This window comes from Enterococcus sp. C53 (genome assembly GCF_040887425.1).
In the GTDB taxonomy this organism is placed as follows: domain Bacteria; phylum Bacillota; class Bacilli; order Lactobacillales; family Enterococcaceae; genus Enterococcus_B; species Enterococcus_B hirae.
This window is the reverse complement of the sequence record NZ_JBFOFT010000011.1, coordinates 42,773-62,401: the sequence shown is the minus strand read 5'-3', so window position 1 is coordinate 62,401 and position 19,629 is coordinate 42,773. Positions and strand designations below refer to the sequence as shown.

Sequence of the window (19,629 nt, the reverse complement as noted above, 5' to 3'; positions counted from 1 at the left end):
ACACGTTAAGATTATAGTTATATTCTAATAATTTCTTTTGTTAGGAAAAGATGAAAAACTACTCTTTTCTTCTACTTGTATAATGGATAATTACATAAATCTATACAAAGGATATGATAGTTCCCACGAAATTTATTGTTTCCATTTACAAAAACATACTAAGATTAGAGAGTGGGACAATAGTCAGAAAAAATCTGATTATTGTCCCATTTTTTTTTGATTTTAAGGCACACAAAAAGCACACAACCTTGTATGATTCAAGTGCTTAAACAAAAATCAAAGGAGTGTGCTTTATGTTTAAAAATAATACCATCAACCAAACAACTTTACCACTAGATGTAGAACATTTACTGATGCCGCCTTTATGCGGATGAAAGACGATTATATGCGAAATGGACAGCTCAAACCAGGTTATCATTTACAAATCACCACCGAAAATCAGTATGTTTTGAGCTATGAATTATTTCCGAATCCCACAGACACCAAAATATTGAAGCCATTTTTAGATAGTTTTTTAGACCAACATAAGGAGTTGCCGGAGTACATTGTGGCAGATGCAGGGTATGGTAGCGAAGAAATTTACATGTATATCAACGATGTTCTACATATAACTCCCTTGATTACCTATGGCAGTTATTACAAAGAAAATAAAAAGAAGGACAAGGAGAATCCGTTTAACGTGGAGAATTGGCGTTATCTTGAAGAACAAGACCCCGGCGAATCGTCCGGTACCGTTCAAAAATTATAGTCGCAGAAAAGAGAAAGGCGGCTTTATTCGAGATTTCAAAATCTATGAATGTGAGGATTGTCGGAACTGTCCAGTTCGTCGTCAATGTACGCGTGTGAAAAGTGAACAAAAGCGAAAAATTCAAGTAAATAATAATTGGCGCTATTTCAAAGCAGAATGCAGAAAAAAGCTTCTAGAGGAGAAAACTGGTTCGATTTATCGGAAACGAAAAATGGATGTCGAACCCGCATTCGGATATCTGAAGGCTCACTTGGCGTTCCATCGTTTCCATTTGCGTGGGAAACAAGGAGCAACGATAGATATTGGTTTGGCACTGATGGCATTAAATTTAAGGAAATAAGGAAAATATATGGAGAGGAAAGTGCGCATAACAGAAAAAATAAGTTCGATTTTGACAATAAACATCAAAATCGAACTTATTTTCTTTTTGAGAAAGAACGATTGTCTCACTCTCGTTTTTTTGCTGATATAAATACCGAACATTAAAGCTGAAAATCTTTATAATATTCGAAAATTCTTTGACATCAAAAAAATCGATTGCTAAAATATGAATGTGAAAGTAGAGAAAGGAGAAATGTATGACAATCAAGGTTGCGGTAATTATGGGGAGTACATCTGATTGGGAAACGATGAAAAATACTTGCGAGATTCTAGAAGAGTTTGAGGTGGCTTATGAAAAGAAAGTCGTCTCTGCGCATCGTACACCTGATCTGATGTTTCAGTATGCCAAAGAAGCACGAGCAAGGGGAATCAAAGTAATCATTGCTGGAGCAGGTGGAGCCGCTCATCTGCCAGGAATGATGGCTTCTCAAACAACCTTACCAGTAATTGGCGTTCCGGTACAAACACGAACATTGAACGGATTAGATTCGCTATTATCTATTGTCCAGATGCCTGGTGGTGTTCCTGTGGCAACGACGGCGATTGGAAAAGCGGGGGCAATTAACGCTGGACTACTTGCGGTTGAGATGCTTTCAATGTATGATTTAAAGTTGGAGGCTAAGTTAGCGAAAAGACGGTTAATGTTAGCTGAAACTGTGATAGAAAGTAGTGATCAACTTGGTTAAACCTTTGTTGCCTGGATCAACGATCGGAATTGTCGGTGGCGGACAATTAGGACTGATGATGGCGATCAGTGCAAAAGAAATGGGCTTTAAAGTCGGGGTTCTTGATCCTGTAACGAATTGTCCAGCAGCTCAAGTAGCTGATTGGTATATTCAAGGAACATACGATGATACTTTTGCATTGGAAGAACTTGCTAGACGAACAGATGTTATCACGTATGAATTTGAAAACGTCAGTGTGGAAGCATTAAATGCCATTTCCTCTATGTCGTTTATTCCTCAAGGAACTGATTTATTAGCGATCACCCAAGATCGTCTTTTAGAAAAATCTTTTTTAGAAACGAATAATATCGTTATTGCCCCTTATGCGACAATTGTAAGTCCAACCGATATTCAAGATGCCATTGATGGTATTGGTTATCCTTGTGTGTTGAAAACGACACGAGGTGGATATGACGGCAAGGGACAATACGTCTTGAAAAGTCGGGCAGACCTTGCGCCAGCAATGGATTTACTAAGGGAAGGGACCTGTGTATTGGAAGCATGGATTCCCTTTGAAAAAGAAATCTCGATCTTAGTTGCTGGAAACGGACAAGGGGATTATAGTACATTTCCAGTGGTCGAAAATATCCACCGTAACAACATTTTACATGAAACGATTGCACCAGCAGCAATCGCTGATGAGGTTGTTGAAGAAGCAGAGCGGATTGCTCGAGTCATCGCTGAAGGAATGAGCTTATCTGGCGTACTTTGCATTGAAATGTTTTTAACAAAAACTGGTGGTTTATATGTGAATGAATTAGCACCACGACCTCACAACTCGGGACATTACTCCATTGAAGCATGCTCGATGAGTCAATTTGATGCCCATATTCGGGGAATATGTGGTTGGCCATTAAGTAAAAAAGTCCGTTTATTGAGTGAGGCAGTGATGGTCAATGTATTGGGCGAGCAGTTATTAGAAAGCTATCATTTGATCGATAAAAAACCAGATTGGCAATTTCATTTTTATGGGAAAGCACAAGCGAAAAAGGGTCGTAAAATGGGGCATATTACTATCGTAACTGAAGACATTCAACAAACTTTGGATGAAATAAAGAAAACCAATATTTGGGATTAAAGGAGAAAAATTGATGTTAGAACGTTATACACGACCTGAAATGGGCAATATCTGGACAGAACAAAACAAATACCAAGCTTGGCTGGAGGTAGAAATTTTAGCTGACGAAGCATGGGCAGAATTAGGAGAAATTCCTAAAGAAGATGTCAAAAAAATTCGTGAACATGCATCTTTTGATATTGAACGTATTTTGGAAATTGAAAAGGAAACACGTCACGACGTTGTTGCCTTTACTCGAGCAGTTTCTGAAACATTAGGCGAAGAACGTAAGTGGGTCCACTACGGCTTAACGAGTACTGATGTCGTGGATACAGCTTATGGCTATCAAATCAAACAAGCAAATGATCTTTTACGAGATGATTTGAAACGTTTTACGGCAATTATTGGTGAAAAAGCTAAAGAACATAAGTACACAGTGATGATGGGAAGAACGCATGGCGTTCATGCTGAACCAACGACATTTGGCTTGAAATTAGCTACTTGGTATTCAGAAATGAAACGAAATATTGAACGTTTTGAGCATGCAGCCAAAGGTGTTGAAGCAGGTAAGATATCAGGAGCGGTAGGAACATTTGCGAACATTCCGCCATTTATTGAAGAATATGTGTGTGAAAAATTAGGGATTCGTCCGCAAGAGATATCTACGCAAGTGCTCCCACGTGATCTCCACGCAGAGTACTTTGCGACTATGGCATTGATTGCTACCAGCATCGAACGTTTTGCAACAGAAATCCGTGGTTTGCAAAAATCAGAAACGAGAGAAGTAGAAGAGTTCTTCGCTAAAGGACAAAAAGGGTCTTCAGCAATGCCTCATAAACGAAACCCAATCGGTTCAGAAAACATGGCTGGACTTGCTCGAGTGATTCGTGGTCATATGGTCACAGCCTATGAAAATGTTTCGTTGTGGCATGAAAGAGATATCTCTCATTCGTCAGCAGAACGAATCATTTTACCTGATACAACAATTTTATTGGACTATATGTTGAATCGTTTTGGAAATATCGTAAAAAATCTGACGGTCTTTCCTGAGAATATGAAACGTAACATGGAAGCTACTTTTGGCTTGATCTATAGTCAACGTGTGATGTTGAAACTGATTGACAAAGGTATGACAAGAGAAGAAGCTTACGACTTGGTTCAACCTAAAACAGCTTATGCATGGGATCATCAAGTTCAATTTAGACCTTTACTTGAAGAGGATCCAACGGTTACTTCTGTTTTAACAAAAGAAGAGATCGATGACGCATTTGACTACCATCATCACTTGAAAAATGTGGATGTGATCTTTGACCGTGTTGGTTTAGGAGAAAAAGACAAATAATCAAAATGAGTGGCTTGCTTCGGATTGCTAGAAGCAGCCACTCTTTTACTGAAATGTAATAAAAAAGAACCTTGACACAAATAACTCAACTGGTCGGGGTTCTTTTTAGCTATTTTGATTCATTTCATGATGTTGCTTGATAATAGCATGAGAAAACTATCCGTAAAGGGCTTGAGCGGAATAGTTAAAATGTTTAGTATGAAGCAAACTCAATAATTCTTCGATAAAAGTATAATCGAATTCTTGCTGATCATAAGTGACTTGGATACGATAATGATTTTTGAATAATTTTTGTTCGTGTATCTGACTGATCACGAGTTGATGTTCAGAAAATGTTTGATATTCAAATGTGCGCTTTCGACACTCAGTATGGCGCTTTGCCGCACGACGGATTTTTCTGAAGGTATAAAAACTCGTATCTTTATTACATAAGTAGACATCTTTGATAGACAACAGGTCATTATATAAACGTGACGTTTCCTCGGGCGATAAATCCATTAAAAAACATTGGGCACAAACTGCGGCCTCTTCCATTTCGCTACCTCCTTGAATTCCTTGAATAAATATCCAGAATCATTCTAATCCTACTATAGCATCAATTATTATAGGTGTAAACGCTTATTATTTTTCCAGGGAAGAATTTTTTGATTAAACACGAACATTAGACAATTTTAATGCTATAAATGTACATGTTTTTATTGAACAGGATAAAAACACTTGTTAAAATTTAAAGTGAAAAGACGAACGAAAAAATAATATTTGTTGTGATCGTCAAGAATTTAAGGAGATGCCGAAATGGAACAGAAAGATTTGCTGTATGAAGGAAAAGCCAAAAAAATGTACCATACTTCAGATGAACAGGTGATTTGGGTGGAATACTTGGACCAAGCTACCGCTTTAAATGGCTTGATGAAAGACCAAGTAAATGGAAAAGGGGAACTGAACAATCAAATCACAAGTAAAGTCTTCCATTATTTATCCGAACAAGGGATTGCCAATCACTTTATTCAACAAATCGGAAAAAACGAACAATTAGTGAAAAAATTAAATATTCTTCCCTTAGAAGTGGTAGTCAGAAATAGTGCAGCTGGTAGTTTTTCAAAACGGTTGGCGATTCCTGAAGGACAAAAATTACCCACACCAATTGTCGAATTTTATTACAAAGACGATCAATTAGATGATCCATTTATCAATGATGAACATGTGCTGTTTTTACAAATTGCAGATGAAGCTGAAATTACTGAATTAAAGACACAGGCTAGAAAAATCAATCATTTGTTAATCCAACTATTTGAGAAAATCGATTTACAGTTAATTGATTTCAAACTGGAATTTGGGAAAACAGCTACGGGCGAAATCGTATTAGGAGATGAAATTTCGCCTGACACTTGTCGATTATGGGATCTGAAAACAAACGAACACATGGACAAAGATGTTTATCGACGAAAAATTGGGGAGATTGTCCCAGTATATCAAGAAGTTTTGACACGTTTAACACAAGTTGGTTTATGAGAGGGGAAAATGAAATGTATTTTGTAAAAGTTTATGTCACCTATAAAGATTCTGTATTAGATCCTCAAGGAGAAGCAGTGAAAAATGCGGTCCATCGTTTGGGATATGAAACTGTTGAAGATATCCGAATCGGTAAATATTTTGAGATCCAAGTTTCAGCAGAAGCTAGCGCAGTAGAGGAAACGATTGAAGGAATTTGTGACAAACTATTAGCTAACGTCAACATGGAAACGTATCGTTATGAAATCGAACAATTGGAGGGAATCTAGCATGAAATTTGCCGTGATTGTCTTTCCTGGTTCGAACTGTGATGCGGATATGCTGTGGGCAATTCGTGACATTGTGGGAGTAGAAGCTGAGTATGTTCGTTACGATGAAACCTCTCTACAAGGCTATGACGGCGTATTGCTCCCTGGTGGTTTTTCTTATGGCGATTACTTACGCTGTGGAGCTATTGCGCGTTTTTCAGCTATCATGAAAGAAGTTGTTCGTTTTGCGGAGGAAGGAAAACCAGTCTTTGGTACATGTAATGGGTTTCAAATCCTTACAGAAGCGGGTCTTCTTCCAGGCGTGTTAAAAAAAAATGATTCTTTGCGCTTCATTTGCAAAACTGTTCCTTTGAAAGTTAACAACCAGACAGCCTTTACTTCGGAGTATGAAACCGATGAGATCATTCAGCTGCCTGTCGCTCATGGCGAAGGAAATTATTTTTGCGATGATCAAACGTTGCAAGAGTTAAAAGCCAATAATCAAATCGTTTTTACTTACGCTGAGAATATCAATGGTAGTGTCGCAAATATTGCAGGGATCACCAATAAAGCAGGAAATGTGTTGGGAATGATGCCTCATCCAGAACGGGCAATGGAGGCGTTACTAGGATCAGAAGACGGAAAACGATTTTTTGCATCGATGTTAAAAAATTTTGGAAAGGTGACTGTCTAAGATGAAAACACGTAATGAACCAAGTCCCTTAGAGATCAAAGAAAAGAAAATTTATGCTGAATGGGGATTGACAGATGAAGAATATCGAATGATCGAAGAAGATATATTGGGGAGAATGCCTAACTACACCGAAACAGGTTTGTTTTCAGTCATGTGGAGTGAACATTGTTCTTACAAAAATTCTAAACCGATTTTACGAAAATTCCCAACAAGTGGACCGCATGTTCTTCAAGGTCCAGGAGAAGGAGCTGGTATCGTGGATATCGGTGATGGTCAAGCAGTTGTGTTTAAAGCGGAAAGTCATAATCACCCTTCAGCAGTAGAACCTTATGAAGGAGCGGCAACCGGTGTTGGTGGGATCATCCGTGATATTTTCAGTATGGGTGCACGTCCGATTGCTTTACTTGACTCCTTACGTTTTGGCGAGTTAGACCAACCACGAACCAAGTACTTATTGGAAGAAGTAGTCGCAGGGATTTCTGGGTATGGTAATTGTATCGGAATACCGACGGTTGGAGGAGAAGTAGCGTTTGATCCTTGTTATGAAGGGAATCCGTTAGTTAATGCCATGTGTGTAGGATTGATCGATCACAAAGACATTCAAAAAGGGCAAGCTTCTGGTGTGGGTAATTCGATCATGTATGTCGGTGCGAAAACAGGACGCGACGGCATTCACGGTGCGACTTTTGCTTCAGAAGAGTTCAGTCAAGAAGAAGAACAGCAACGTTCCGCAGTTCAAGTAGGCGATCCTTTTATGGAAAAACTATTACTTGAAGCTTGCTTAGAATTGATCCTGGAACATGCGGACATTTTAGTAGGGATCCAAGACATGGGCGCTGCTGGATTGGTTTCTTCAAGTTCGGAAATGGCATCAAAAGCTGGATCTGGTTTGATTTTGACATTAGACGATGTGCCACAACGAGAAACAAATATGACTCCTTACGAAATGATGCTTTCAGAATCACAGGAACGAATGTTGATTTGTGTAAAAGCTGGGGCAGAGGAAAGAGTCAAAGAATTGTTTAAAAAATATGATTTGGATGCTGTTACGATTGGAGAAGTCACCGATGATGGCTTGTATCGCTTGTACCATCATGGGGAAGAAGTGGCTAACTTACCAGTTGATGCCTTAGCCGAAGATGCACCTGTTTATGAAAAGGCAGTGCAAGAACCCGCTCGAATCGAAAAATTTAAACAGTTAGGGCAATATCAACCAGTCATTGAAGATGCGAATCAATTATTGCTAGATTTATTGAAACAACCGACAATAGCTTCAAAACATGCGATTTATGAAACCTATGATTCTCAAGTACAAACCAATACAGTAGTTTCCCCTGGAAGTGATGCTGCCGTATTGCGTATTCGTGGAACTGAAAAAGCAATTGCTATGACGACTGACTGTAATGCCCGCTACCTTTACTTAAACCCCGAGATAGGTGGCCAAATTGCTGTTGCAGAGGCTGCCAGAAACATTGTAGCTAGTGGCGGACGTCCATTGGCGATCACAGACTGCTTGAATTATGGTTCTCCTGATAAGCCAGAAGTATTTTGGGAACTGGTCAAATCAGCAGACGGGATTGCCAAAGCATGTGAAGTCTTTGCGACACCTGTGATCTCCGGGAATGTTTCTTTATACAATGAAACGGATGGCAAAGCGATTTATCCTACCCCGATGATCGGCATGGTCGGGTTGATCAAAGACCACCAACACATCACCACTCAATCTTTCAAAATGGCGGATGATTTGATTTATCTTGTTGGTGAAACTTATGACGATTTCAATGGTAGTGAATTGCAAAAAATGCAATTAGGAAAAATTGAAGGGGACATCGAGCATTTTGATCTATTGACGGAACAACAAAACCAAGAAAGTCTACTGGCGGCTATTCAAGCAGGAGTGGTAACCAGTGCGCATGATTGTTCGGAAGGCGGTTTGGCTGTGGCGTTGGCTGAAGCAGCTTTTGGTACCCAATTGGGATTAGATGTCACAGTAAATCTGACGACAGCACAACTTTTTTCAGAGACACAATCAAGATTTGTGGTCACCATCCTTCCAGAAGATCGTGAGGAATTTGAACGTTTGATGGGCGAAAAAGCAAGTTGTATCGGTAAAGTGACTGAGTCAAGTAATATCGTGATCCAAGCAATTGATGGGGAAATCCATCTAGCTGTTACAACAGCTAAAAAATGCTGGGAGGACGCAATCGAATGTCTTATGAAGTAAAAAGTTTAAATGAAGAATGTGGGGTGTTTGGTGTCTGGGGACATCAAGAAGCATCTAGCGTAACGTATTTTGGGCTTCATAGTCTTCAGCACCGTGGTCAAGAAGGTGCTGGGATCGTTTCAAATGATCAAGGGAAACTAGTAGGACACCGGGATCTAGGTTTACTCTCAGAAGTTTTCAAAGATCAAAGAAAGCTAGCTGCACTCTCTGGACAAGCAGCGATTGGACATGTGCGTTATGCTACAGCAGGTAATGGTAGTGTGGACAATATCCAACCCTTTTTATTTAAATTTTATGACCAGTCAATCGGTCTAGCTCACAATGGTAATCTTACGAATGCCCGTTCGTTGAGAACGTCGTTAGAAAAAGACGGTGCGATTTTCCATTCCAATTCAGATACAGAGATTTTGATGCATTTGATTCGTCGAAGTAAAAAAACAACATTGCTCGATCGTTTAAAAGAAGCATTAAATGAAGTGAAAGGCGGATTTGCCTATTTGCTTTTAACAGAAGATGCCATGATCGCCGCTCTTGATCCGAATGGTTTTCGACCTTTGGCAATCGGTCAAATGAAAAATGGTGCATATGTGATTGCTTCTGAAACTTGTGCACTGGAAGTCATCGGTGCGCGGTTTATTCGAGATGTTCGTCCAGGGGAAGTAGTGATCATTGATGACTCAGGCTACACGATCGATACTTATACGACCGAAACCCAGTTAGCGATTTGTTCCATGGAATATATCTACTTTGCACGACCAGATTCAAATATCGCTGGTGTCAATGTACACACTGCTCGTAAAAATATGGGGAGAAATTTAGCACAGGAAGCGCCAATTGATGCTGACATGGTTGTAGGTGTTCCAAATTCTTCGCTATCAGCAGCCAGTGGCTATGCCGAAGCTAGTGGCATCCCTTATGAGATTGGACTAGTAAAAAATCAATACATTGCCAGAACCTTTATTCAACCTACACCAGCGTTAAGGGAACAGGGTGTCAGGATGAAACTTTCGGCTGTCAGTGGAGTTGTTAAAGGCAAACGAATCGTGATGGTGGATGATTCGATCGTTAGAGGAACAACGAGCCGGCGAATCGTACGTCTATTAAAAGAAGCAGGAGCAAAAGAGGTTCATGTACGAATTGCTTCACCACCGTTAAAATATCCTTGTTTTTACGGCATCGATATTCAAACGAGAAAAGAACTAATTGCAGCGAATCATAGTATCGAAGAAATCAGACAATGTATCGAAGCAGATTCATTGGAATTTTTGAGTGAGGATGGATTGATCCAAGCAATCGGATTAAAAGAAGCAGCTCCTTATTCTGGGTTATGTATGGCTTATTTTAATGGTGATTATCCGACGCCTTTATACGACTATGAAGAAAAATACCGTGAATCATTGAAAGAAAAAGTATCTTTTTTTTAAATAAAGGAGGAAGTAACATGAGCAATGCCTATGCGAATGCTGGTGTGGATGTAGAAGCTGGCTATGAAGTAGTAGAACGAATCAAGAAACACGTGAAAAAAACAGAGCGACTAGGGGTAATGGGTGCTTTAGGCGGTTTTGGTGGCTGTTTTGATTTAAGTTCTTACCAATTAAAAGAACCAGTTTTGGTATCAGGGACAGATGGGGTAGGAACAAAATTGTTAGTAGCCATCGAAGCGGATCAACATGAAACGATCGGAATCGATTGTGTGGCGATGTGTGTCAATGATATTTTAGCTCAAGGTGCGGAACCTTTATATTTCTTAGACTATTTAGCTACTGGAAAAAATGATCCACGAAAATTAGAAAAAGTCGTCGCTGGCGTGGCGGATGGTTGTGTAGCAGGTAATCTTGCGTTGATCGGTGGCGAAACCGCAGAGATGCCAGGGATGTACGCGGAAAATGAGTATGATCTTGCTGGTTTTGCAGTTGGGGTTGCAGAAAAGTCGCAATTGATCACAGGAAGTGAAATCGAAGTTGGTGATGTTCTGTTAGGCTTACCTTCTAGCGGGATTCATTCAAACGGCTATTCATTGGTTCGGAAAGTGTTTTTTGAACAAAATAGTTACACATTAACCGATCAGATAGAGGGTCTGTCTGAAACACTGGACCGAGAATTGTTAAAGCCGACAAAAATCTATGTATCAGCTTTGCTGCCAATCATAAAAGAACAAAAGATCAAAGGTGCGGCACATATCACTGGTGGTGGATTCGTAGAAAATATTCCTCGGATGTTGCCGGAAGGGACGGCCGCGCAAATTCAATTAGGTTCATGGCCTAGCTTGCCGATTTTTGATTGTCTCCAACGTTTAGGTGAAATCCCTGAACAAGAGATGTTTGAGATTTTTAATATGGGTATTGGAATGGTTGTAGCAGTAGAAGCTTCTCAAGTCGATGAAGTCATTGAAAAAATCAATGAGCAAGGAGAAGCAGCTTATCGAATCGGTGAAGTAATTCCCTTAAAAAATAAAACAGTGTTGTTTGATGAGGAAGAAAAATGAAGATTGCCGTATTTGCTTCAGGAAATGGCAGCAACTTTCAAGCTTTAGTTGACTATTTTCGGGAAAATAAGTTGCCAGATACCTTTGAATGGCTTTTTTGTGACCAGCCGAATGCTTTTGTCTTAGAACGGGCAGAAAAGTTACATGTACCATTTCATTTTTTTTCACCAAAAGAATTTTCATCTAAAAGAGAATATGAAGAAAAAATTTTAGAGATCCTAGTGGAAAAAGAAATTGAACTCATTGTATTAGCAGGATACATGCGGATTATTGGTCCGACTTTATTGAATGCTTATGAGTCAAGGATCATTAATATCCACCCCTCTCTTTTACCTGATTTTCCTGGCTTACATGGGATTCGTGATGCGTTTGCTGCGGAAGTCAAAGAAACAGGTATAACGATTCATTACATTGATAAAGGGATAGATACAGGACCCATCATTCACCAAGAAACCATAGAGATCACGAAAGAAGACACATTGGATAGCTTAGAAGCAAAGATTCATCAAATCGAACATCAGACCTATCCTAAAATAATCGAAGCAGTCATCAAAGAAATGCAAAAAGTGGAGGAAGAAAAAAATGACTAGAGCATTGTTAAGTGTATCGGATAAAAAAGGAATTGTTGAATTTGCCAAGGGATTACAAGCTTTGGAAATTGAGATCATTTCAACTGGGGGCACCAAAAAAACACTTGATGAAGCGGGAATCTTAACCATCGCAATCGAAGATGTCACTGGCTTTCCTGAGATGATGGACGGACGTGTCAAAACTTTGCATCCTAAGATTCATGGGGGATTATTAGCACGTCGTGATCTTGCTAGTCACAGAGATGCAATGGCAGCTTCTGAGATTTTGCCGATTGATTTTGTTTGCGTCAATTTGTATCCTTTCAAAGAAACAATCATGAAACCGGATGTTAGTGAAAAAGAAGCCATTGAAAATATTGATATTGGTGGACCAAGTATGTTGCGTAGTGCTGCCAAAAACCATGAATTTGTTACGGCGATCGTTGATCCGAACGATTATCCAATTGTTTTAGATGAACTGAGAAATCAAGGGACTACTTCTCTAGCGACACGTCAGAAACTGGCAGCGAAAGTATTTCGTCACACAGCAGCCTATGATGCATTGATTGCTCAATATTTAACGGAGCAAGTGAAGGAAGAAAAGACGGAAAAATTGACTCTTACTTTTGAACGCAAGCAAGACCTCCGCTATGGCGAGAATAGTCATCAGCAAGCTGTCTTTTATCAATCTGCTCTACCAGAACGTTATTCGATTGCTCAAGCAAAACAGCTTCATGGAAAAGAACTATCTTTTAATAATATTCGTGATGCAGATGCTGCTTTGCGGATCATGAGTGAATACCAAGAACCAACAGTCGTAGCACTCAAACACATGAATCCTTGTGGTATTGGCTCAGCTCACACGATTTTCGATGCTTGGCTAGCAGCTTATGAAGCAGATCCTGTTTCGATTTTTGGTGGGATTGTGGTATTGAATCGGGAAGTCGATTTAGCAACAGCTCAAGAAATGTATAAACTCTTTTTAGAAATTATCATTGCACCGTCTTATACACCAGAAAGTTTAGAAGTTTTAAAAGCCAAGAAGAATTTACGATTATTAACGGTTGACTTTAACTCGCAATTAACAAAAGCATCTAATGAAATTGTTTCAGTCCTTGGAGGGTTACTCGTCCAAGAAAAAGATACAGCAATGGAAAAACCAACTACGTGGCAAGTAGTAACCGATCGTCAGCCAACATCTGATGAAATGGCTGCATTAGCATTTGCTTGGAAAGCTGTTAAGCACGTCAAATCAAATGCGATCGTTGTAAGTAATCGGTATCAGACGCTAGGGATTGGTGCAGGACAAATGAATCGTGTCGGTTCTGTCAAACTTGCGATTGAACAAGCTGGAGAAAAAGCACAAGCAGCTGTTTTGGCAAGCGATGCTTATTTCCCAATGGATGATTCGGTGGAATATGCAGCTAAACACGGAATCAATGCGATCATTCAGCCTGGTGGAAGTATCAAGGACCAAGCGTCGATTGATATGGCTAATAAACATGGAATTGCCATGGTCTTTACGAACGTCCGTCACTTTAGACATTAAGATAGAAGGAGTAAGAAATGAATGTATTGATCATAGGAACTGGTGGGCGTGAACATGCGATTGCGAGTAAAATCTTACAAAGTCCGCTAGTCGAAAACGTTTATTGTGCACCGGGGAATCCTGGCATGACACGTGATGGGGTCAAAATCGTTGATATTAAAGAAACTGATCATCAAGGATTGATTGAGTTTGCTAAGAAAGCGTCAATTACTTGGAGTTTTGTTGGCCCAGAAATTCCATTACTAAATGGGATCGTAGATGATTTTAAAAAAGCAGAATTAAAAATATTTGGCCCAACGAAAGCTGCCGCATTGATCGAAGGATCTAAGAGTTTCGCCAAAGAATTGATGGAGCGTTGTCAGATTCCAACTGCTGAATCTAAAACTTTTACCAGCTATCTTGAAGCCAAACGATATATCGAAGAGAAGGGCACCCCAATTGTGATCAAAGCGGACGGTTTAGCTGCTGGCAAAGGCGTGGTCGTAGCGATGACAAAAGCCGAAGCGTTACAGGCAGCCAGCGATATGCTGGAAAAACATCGCTTTGGACAAAGTGGACATCAAATCGTTGTGGAAGAATTTTTAGAAGGAGAAGAGTTCTCTTTATTAGCGTTTGTGGATGGCGAAGCAGTTTATCCAATGGAAATCTCACAAGATCATAAACGAACGTATGATGGAGATCAAGGGCCGAATACTGGGGGGATGGGTGCCTATTCTCCAGTACCTCATATTTCTGAAGCGATCATTGAAGCGGGAATCGAAAAAGTAATAAAACCTGCAGCTAAAGGGATGAGCGAAATTGGTCGTCCGTTTATCGGTGTATTGTATGCAGGATTGATCGCCACTTCAGATGGACCGAAAGTGATTGAATTTAATGCGAGATTTGGCGATCCTGAGACACAAGTCATTTTACCTCGATTGAAGAGTGACTTGGCGCAAGTGATCACCGATTTGTTAGACCATAAGCCGGTTCATTTAATTTGGGAGGAAACTGGATATCGTTTAGGGGTTGTAGTTGCAGCAGAAGGTTATCCTAATCAGTATTTAACTGCTATGGATTTGCCCGATTTTCCTGAAGAGGAGGCAACTGTCTATTATGCGGGTGTTCAAGAGGAAAAAGGAATTTTAAAAGGTTCAGGTGGTCGAATCTACTTAGTGGAGTCCTATGGGGAAACAATTGAAGAAGCGAGGGAAAAAATATACAACGTGTTAGAATCAAAAGATACAAAGGGGACATTTTATCGGAAAGATATTGGAATGAAAGCAATCAACGTTTTTTCTAAGAATCACTAGCACAACAAAAAGGGGGATAACATTTTTTTCTTTTTTGAGAAAAAAGTGGCATGCCTCTTTTTGCCCCCTTTTTGAAGTAAATGTGTTAAAATCTAATGGGAAAGAAAGGAATGATTTTAATGAAACAGATTCAATTGGGAACTTCAAATCAAAAGGTGTCGTCGGTCATTCTCGGATGTATGAGGATTAATGGCGCTGAGCATCCAGAACGTATTATTGAAACTGCTTTTGATAACGGTATCAATTTTTTTGACCATGCGGATATCTATGGTGGTGGAGAATGTGAAAACATCTTTGCTAGTGCGTTAGCAAAAACTTCAATAAAGAGAGAAGAGCTATTTATTCAAACAAAATGTGGGATTGTTCCCGGTGTGATGTTTGACTTTTCCAAAAAGCACATCACTGAATCAGTAGAAGGTAGCCTCAAACGGTTAAAAATGGATTATGTTGATGCGTTGCTATTACATCGTCCTGATACCTTAGTTGAACCTGAGGAAGTGGCAGAGGCATTCGATGAATTAGAAAAGTCAGGTAAAGTACGTTATTTCGGTGTAAGTAATCAGAAACCAATGCAAGTCGAATTGCTAAAGAAATACGTCAAACAACCTTTGTTGATCAACCAATTGCAATTTGGATTGAAACATTCTGGAATGATTGATCAAGGGATCCATGTGAATATGACAGATGAAGCTAGCGTTGACCACGATGGTAGTGTCTTGGATTATTCACGTTTGAATGAAATGACGATCCAAGCATGGTCGCCTTATCAATATGGTTTTTTTGAAGGGGTATTTATCGGTAACGAAAAGTTTCCTAAATTGAATCAAAAATTAGCAGAACTTGCTGAAAAATATCATACAACGCCAACAGGTTTAGCTTCAGCTTGGATTTTACGCCATCCTGCGAATATCCAAGTGATTGCAGGAACGATGAATGTAGGGCGAATCAAGGAAATTGCACAAGCATCAGACGTTGAACTGAGTCGTGAAGACTGGTATGCGCTGTATCGCGAAGCTGGCAATATCCTACCATAGACATGAAAAAACATTGAATGAAACAGTCATTAGTTGCTTGTTCGCTAATGACTTCTACATATATTGATGCGAGGAACGTCACTAAGAATCTACGAAAAGGGGAGTAAAATGGGATATCTAAATAAATGGGACAATAATTCGTCAATGCCAGAAAGTGAGCTAAACGCTCATAGAGCAGCGTATGAAAATGTCAGTGATGGTAAAGAAGCGAAAGGCAATCTAAAACTAGACCCCCAACGCTATAGTCTTGGAGTAATGACACACGCAATAAATAAAACGAAATCTGCAAAATCAAATAAACCTAATAGTGCTCTACTTGGAATGATCCAAGAAATAGCGCAAAGCTATTTTAGCCCTAAAGTACTTGCTGGTATGGAGAAATTCAAAAAGGATAGAGAAAAAGAGCTAGAAAAAAGTTCGAACATTTCGCAAACAAAGTTATCTAAAGATAAAGAAAACCCTAACGGTCAAAAACGGGTTTATAACAGATTGACTAATATTATTTCTGACGCTAAAAAAGCAATCGTTCAACCCGGAACTCTGAATGAAAACAATCAAGAGAAAACAAACCAATCAAAAGAAGCTGGAAATCAACAAAAGAATGAACCACCTGGTAGAGATTGAGTAGCTATAAGCGACAAACAGCTGATTGTTTATTTGTCGAAAAGTTTGATGGCTAGACAGTGTTATTTCAGATTAAGGAGTTTTTATTTTTTTGTTTATATTCCCCTTGATTTTTTAGTTTAAATACGGTAAATTACATAAGGTGCTAAAAATAAACACCCAAAAAGCAAATAATGTTCGTGTTTTACTGAATTCGAACATCAGGAGGATCATGTCCATGAAAGTGTTTGATTACGAAGATATACAACTCATTCCTAATAAATGTATTGTAAGTAGCCGTTCAGAATGTAACACGACAGTGACACTAGGAAAGCATACTTTTAAAATGCCTGTTGTCCCTGCGAATATGCAAACGATCATCGATGAGTCAATTGCACAATTTTTAGCAGAAAATGGTTACTTCTATATTATGCATCGATTTGATGAAGCAGCAAGAATCCCCTTTGTGCAAAAAATGAAGGAGCAACAATTGATTACTTCAATCAGTGTTGGCGTAAAACAAGAAGAATATTCATTTGTTGAAGAATTAGCACAGTTAAATTTAGTTCCTGATTATATCACGATTGATATTGCGCACGGTCATTCAAATGCGGTGATTGAAATGATCCAACATATCAAAAAACATTTACCAGAAACGTTCGTTATTGCAGGAAACGTTGGTACACCAGAAGCTGTTCGGGAATTAGAAAATGCCGGAGTTGATGCAACAAAGGTTGGAATTGGACCTGGTAAAGTTTGTATCACAAAAATCAAAACCGGTTTTGGTACCGGTGGTTGGCAACTTGCTGCCTTAAGATGGTGTGCGAAAGCTGCCAGAAAACCGATTATTGCTGATGGGGGTATTCGTACCCATGGTGATATTGCAAAATCCGTTCGTTTTGGCGCAACAATGGTTATGATCGGTTCGCTATTTGCCGGACATGAAGAATCGCCTGGTGAGACAATGGTGGAAAATGGCGTAGTGTACAAAGAATACTTCGGCTCTGCCTCCGAGTTTCAAAAAGGTGAAAAGAAAAATGTAGAAGGTAAGAAAATTTGGATCCAACATAAAGGGTCTTTGAAAGACACGTTGGTTGAAATGCAACAAGATTTACAATCTTCTATTTCTTACGCGGGTGGGAAAGATATTGAAGCTATTCGCAAAGTTGATTATGTGATTGTTAAAAACTCCATTTTTAACGGAGATACCATTTAATAAGCTATTAAAAAGCAAAGTAGATGCTCTCGCATCATACTTTGCTTTTTCTTTGCTTTTCGATCCCTTTTTTATAAGATAAAATAGGCAGTAGAAGAAAGAGGAATGGAGAAGAACATGTGGGAAGTCATAGATAAGAAACAAAGACCAATTTATCGACAAATTATGGATCAGGTGATGAAAAATATTGAAAATGGGAATTTAGATCCCAACGTACCCTTGCCCTCTGAAAGGAAATTGGCAGTTATTTTTCAAACAAATCGCACAACTGTGGTTCGAGCGTTGGATGAATTACGAGATCTTGGCGTTCTTATCAGTCGCCGAGGTAGTGGACGTTTTGTGAATCAAACCGAATGGGGGCGGTATTCTGTCCCGAGAGTGAATTGGCGCGAATTATTTTCCCAACGCTATGAACAAATCGATGATAGTTATGAAAAAATGATCGAAGTAGGAAAACTGAACCCTTATTTTCTCGATTTATTTTCGAGCGAGATGCCTACAGACTTATTACCAAACGTTCAATTTCCAGCATACTCAATGAATGAGATTATTGAAAAAGAGCAACAAATCACCTGTCTAGGTTATCTTCCATTAGTAGCAAAAATAAAAAATTACTTGATCGAAAAATTTTATTTTGATTTTACTAAAACGCAATTATTAGTTATGAGTGGGGGTCAACAGGCTATTTTTCTAATTTTACAGACGATTTTATCTAGTGGTGATGCTATTGCGGTAGAAGCGCCTTCGTTTTTTTATCGTTTGTCCTTATTTAAAGCGACAGGGATTCGTCTATTTGGTGTACCCATGGATAGAGAAGGTATTGAGCTGGATAAGCTAGAAGTGTTGATCAAGAAAAATAAATTGAAAGCTGTCTTAGTTAATCCAAACTTTCAAAATCCAACAGGGAAAGTGATGTCCCAAAAACGTCGCGAAGCATTAGTGACCCTTTGTCGCAACTATCAATTACCGATCATTGAAGACGACGTTTTTAGTGACTTATCCTTTCATGATAGTGAAAAGCATAAACCAACTGCGATTCATTCGATTGATCCGGAAAACGTCTTATATGTCGGATCATTATCTAGGGTATTAGGACAAACGACCAAGATAGGTTGGATCGTTGGGCTGCGTTCCTTTATCGACCGCTTAGCGAAAGCGCAGGAAATGATGGAATTTTCGATGAGCATCTTTCCCCAAAATGTGGCGATGACTGTATTTGAAGAAAGTTATAGCACAAAGATCGCCATTGTGAGGGAAGAATTATACAAAAGAAGTTTGACACTGGTTGAATGGGAAAAAACGCAAAACTTTTTTGAAGTCTGGCCCATTTATGGTGGGTACTATGCGTGGATTACGTGGAAAGGACAGCAATTGACAAGAGATATTGCGGAAGAATTGATCCGCTCAGGGTTAGGCATTGCACCAAGTTTTTTGTTTGGAGAAGAGACCAACGGGTTACGTATCAATTTTAGTCGTTTAACTGAAGAAAGGCTGCCATTTTTTCAAGCGGAAATGGCAAAATTAGCAAAACGTTTATCCGTTTAATTCATGATCAAAAGAACAGGTTCATGTGCAACAGTTAAGGAGATTCCTTGCTGTTGCTTTTTAATTGAAAAAAATACACATATAGTAGAAAATTAAAAGAGGGATGATTGTAAAGAAAATCACTAATTAATAAAAAATTTTTTCTGTTTGTTGGAATAAGGTATAACAATGTGCGGATTCAATGATAACAGTAGAGAGGAGTAGATAGAAAATAAGGACTAATTTTGTACAAATGATGTAAACCGCTTTCTTGATTGTGAGGTTGTTCACTATTTGCGTGGTTAAGCGGATTATTACAAATTTTTAAAAACGTGAATTTTTTTGCTTTTAGCTTGTATTTCTTAATGATCCATGATAATTTATAAAAGAAGACGGTTGGATATTGATACAGTTTATATATCTGTT

At 39.0% G+C, this 19,629-nt stretch carries 17 protein-coding genes and 1 pseudogene; 17 read left to right on the top strand and 1 reads right to left on the bottom strand.

The window, feature by feature from the left end:
- Positions 1 to 301: 301 nt before the first annotated feature.
- From AB3I42_RS12530 to purB, 4 genes and pseudogenes are all read left to right on the top strand, one after another.
- Positions 302 to 1,220: pseudogene (locus AB3I42_RS12530) on the top strand (transposase); the annotation flags it as partial.
- A gap of 106 nt (positions 1,221 to 1,326) precedes the next feature.
- A complete protein-coding gene (purE, locus tag AB3I42_RS12525; RefSeq protein WP_368022534.1) occupies positions 1,327 to 1,815 on the top strand; it encodes a 5-(carboxyamino)imidazole ribonucleotide mutase in 489 nt (162 codons plus the stop codon).
- Positions 1,808 to 2,932 carry a 5-(carboxyamino)imidazole ribonucleotide synthase gene (gene purK / locus AB3I42_RS12520; RefSeq protein WP_010737433.1) on the top strand — a complete coding sequence of 375 codons (1,125 nt, stop codon included), beginning with the start codon at positions 1,808 to 1,810 and terminating at the stop codon, positions 2,930 to 2,932. The genes purE and purK overlap by 8 nt, the downstream gene beginning before the upstream one ends.
- A 13-nt stretch (positions 2,933 to 2,945) precedes the next feature.
- Complete coding sequence (purB, locus tag AB3I42_RS12515) at positions 2,946 to 4,253, top strand: adenylosuccinate lyase (RefSeq protein ID WP_010737434.1); 1,308 nt, start codon at positions 2,946 to 2,948, stop codon at positions 4,251 to 4,253.
- Positions 4,254 to 4,409: 156 nt separating this feature from the next.
- On the opposite strand, the gene AB3I42_RS12510 is transcribed toward purB, so the two are convergent.
- On the bottom strand, positions 4,410 to 4,787 hold the full coding sequence (locus AB3I42_RS12510; RefSeq protein WP_010737435.1) for a hypothetical protein: 378 nt from the start codon (positions 4,785 to 4,787) through the stop codon (positions 4,410 to 4,412).
- 261 nt (positions 4,788 to 5,048) lie between these two features.
- Between AB3I42_RS12510 and purC the strand changes: the two genes are divergently transcribed.
- From purC to AB3I42_RS12445, 13 genes are all read left to right on the top strand, one after another.
- On the top strand, positions 5,049 to 5,765 hold the full coding sequence (gene purC / locus AB3I42_RS12505; protein ID WP_181933684.1) for a phosphoribosylaminoimidazolesuccinocarboxamide synthase: 717 nt from the start codon (positions 5,049 to 5,051) through the stop codon (positions 5,763 to 5,765).
- 14 nt (positions 5,766 to 5,779) lie between these two features.
- Complete coding sequence (purS, locus tag AB3I42_RS12500) at positions 5,780 to 6,034, top strand: phosphoribosylformylglycinamidine synthase subunit PurS (protein ID WP_010737437.1); 255 nt, start codon at positions 5,780 to 5,782, stop codon at positions 6,032 to 6,034.
- Between the two features lies 1 nt (position 6,035).
- The gene (gene purQ, locus AB3I42_RS12495; protein ID WP_131773168.1) at positions 6,036 to 6,707 is read left to right on the top strand and encodes a phosphoribosylformylglycinamidine synthase subunit PurQ; all 672 of its coding nucleotides are present in this window, start codon (positions 6,036 to 6,038) and stop codon (positions 6,705 to 6,707) included.
- Between the two features lies 1 nt (position 6,708).
- Positions 6,709 to 8,931, top strand: a complete 2,223-nt coding sequence (purL, locus tag AB3I42_RS12490) for a phosphoribosylformylglycinamidine synthase subunit PurL (protein ID WP_181914550.1) — start codon at positions 6,709 to 6,711, stop codon at positions 8,929 to 8,931.
- Positions 8,916 to 10,355 (top strand): amidophosphoribosyltransferase, encoded by a 1,440-nt coding sequence (gene purF / locus AB3I42_RS12485; RefSeq protein ID WP_368022533.1) that lies wholly within the window; start codon positions 8,916 to 8,918, stop codon positions 10,353 to 10,355. The genes purL and purF overlap by 16 nt, the downstream gene beginning before the upstream one ends.
- Before the next feature lie 17 nt (positions 10,356 to 10,372).
- Entirely contained in the window at positions 10,373 to 11,416 is a 1,044-nt protein-coding gene (gene purM, locus AB3I42_RS12480) for a phosphoribosylformylglycinamidine cyclo-ligase (RefSeq protein ID WP_306690570.1), read from the top strand.
- Positions 11,413 to 12,006, top strand: coding sequence for a phosphoribosylglycinamide formyltransferase (gene purN / locus AB3I42_RS12475; protein ID WP_010737442.1), 594 nt, complete (start codon positions 11,413 to 11,415; stop codon positions 12,004 to 12,006). The genes purM and purN overlap by 4 nt, the downstream gene beginning before the upstream one ends.
- Positions 11,999 to 13,534, top strand: a complete 1,536-nt coding sequence (purH, locus tag AB3I42_RS12470; protein WP_010737443.1) for a bifunctional phosphoribosylaminoimidazolecarboxamide formyltransferase/IMP cyclohydrolase — start codon at positions 11,999 to 12,001, stop codon at positions 13,532 to 13,534. The genes purN and purH overlap by 8 nt, the downstream gene beginning before the upstream one ends.
- Before the next feature lie 17 nt (positions 13,535 to 13,551).
- Positions 13,552 to 14,826 (top strand): phosphoribosylamine--glycine ligase, encoded by a 1,275-nt coding sequence (gene purD / locus AB3I42_RS12465; protein ID WP_081125632.1) that lies wholly within the window; start codon positions 13,552 to 13,554, stop codon positions 14,824 to 14,826.
- Positions 14,827 to 14,945: 119 nt separating this feature from the next.
- Positions 14,946 to 15,860, top strand: coding sequence for an aldo/keto reductase family oxidoreductase (locus tag AB3I42_RS12460; protein WP_010737445.1), 915 nt, complete (start codon positions 14,946 to 14,948; stop codon positions 15,858 to 15,860).
- A 108-nt stretch (positions 15,861 to 15,968) separates the two neighbouring features.
- Positions 15,969 to 16,484, top strand: a complete 516-nt coding sequence (locus AB3I42_RS12455; protein WP_181914545.1) for a hypothetical protein — start codon at positions 15,969 to 15,971, stop codon at positions 16,482 to 16,484.
- Between the two features lie 217 nt (positions 16,485 to 16,701).
- Positions 16,702 to 17,679 (top strand): GMP reductase, encoded by a 978-nt coding sequence (gene guaC, locus AB3I42_RS12450; RefSeq protein WP_368022532.1) that lies wholly within the window; start codon positions 16,702 to 16,704, stop codon positions 17,677 to 17,679.
- A 117-nt stretch (positions 17,680 to 17,796) separates the two neighbouring features.
- Entirely contained in the window at positions 17,797 to 19,224 is a 1,428-nt protein-coding gene (locus tag AB3I42_RS12445) for a PLP-dependent aminotransferase family protein (RefSeq protein ID WP_368022536.1), read from the top strand.
- Positions 19,225 to 19,629 lie beyond the last annotated feature (405 nt).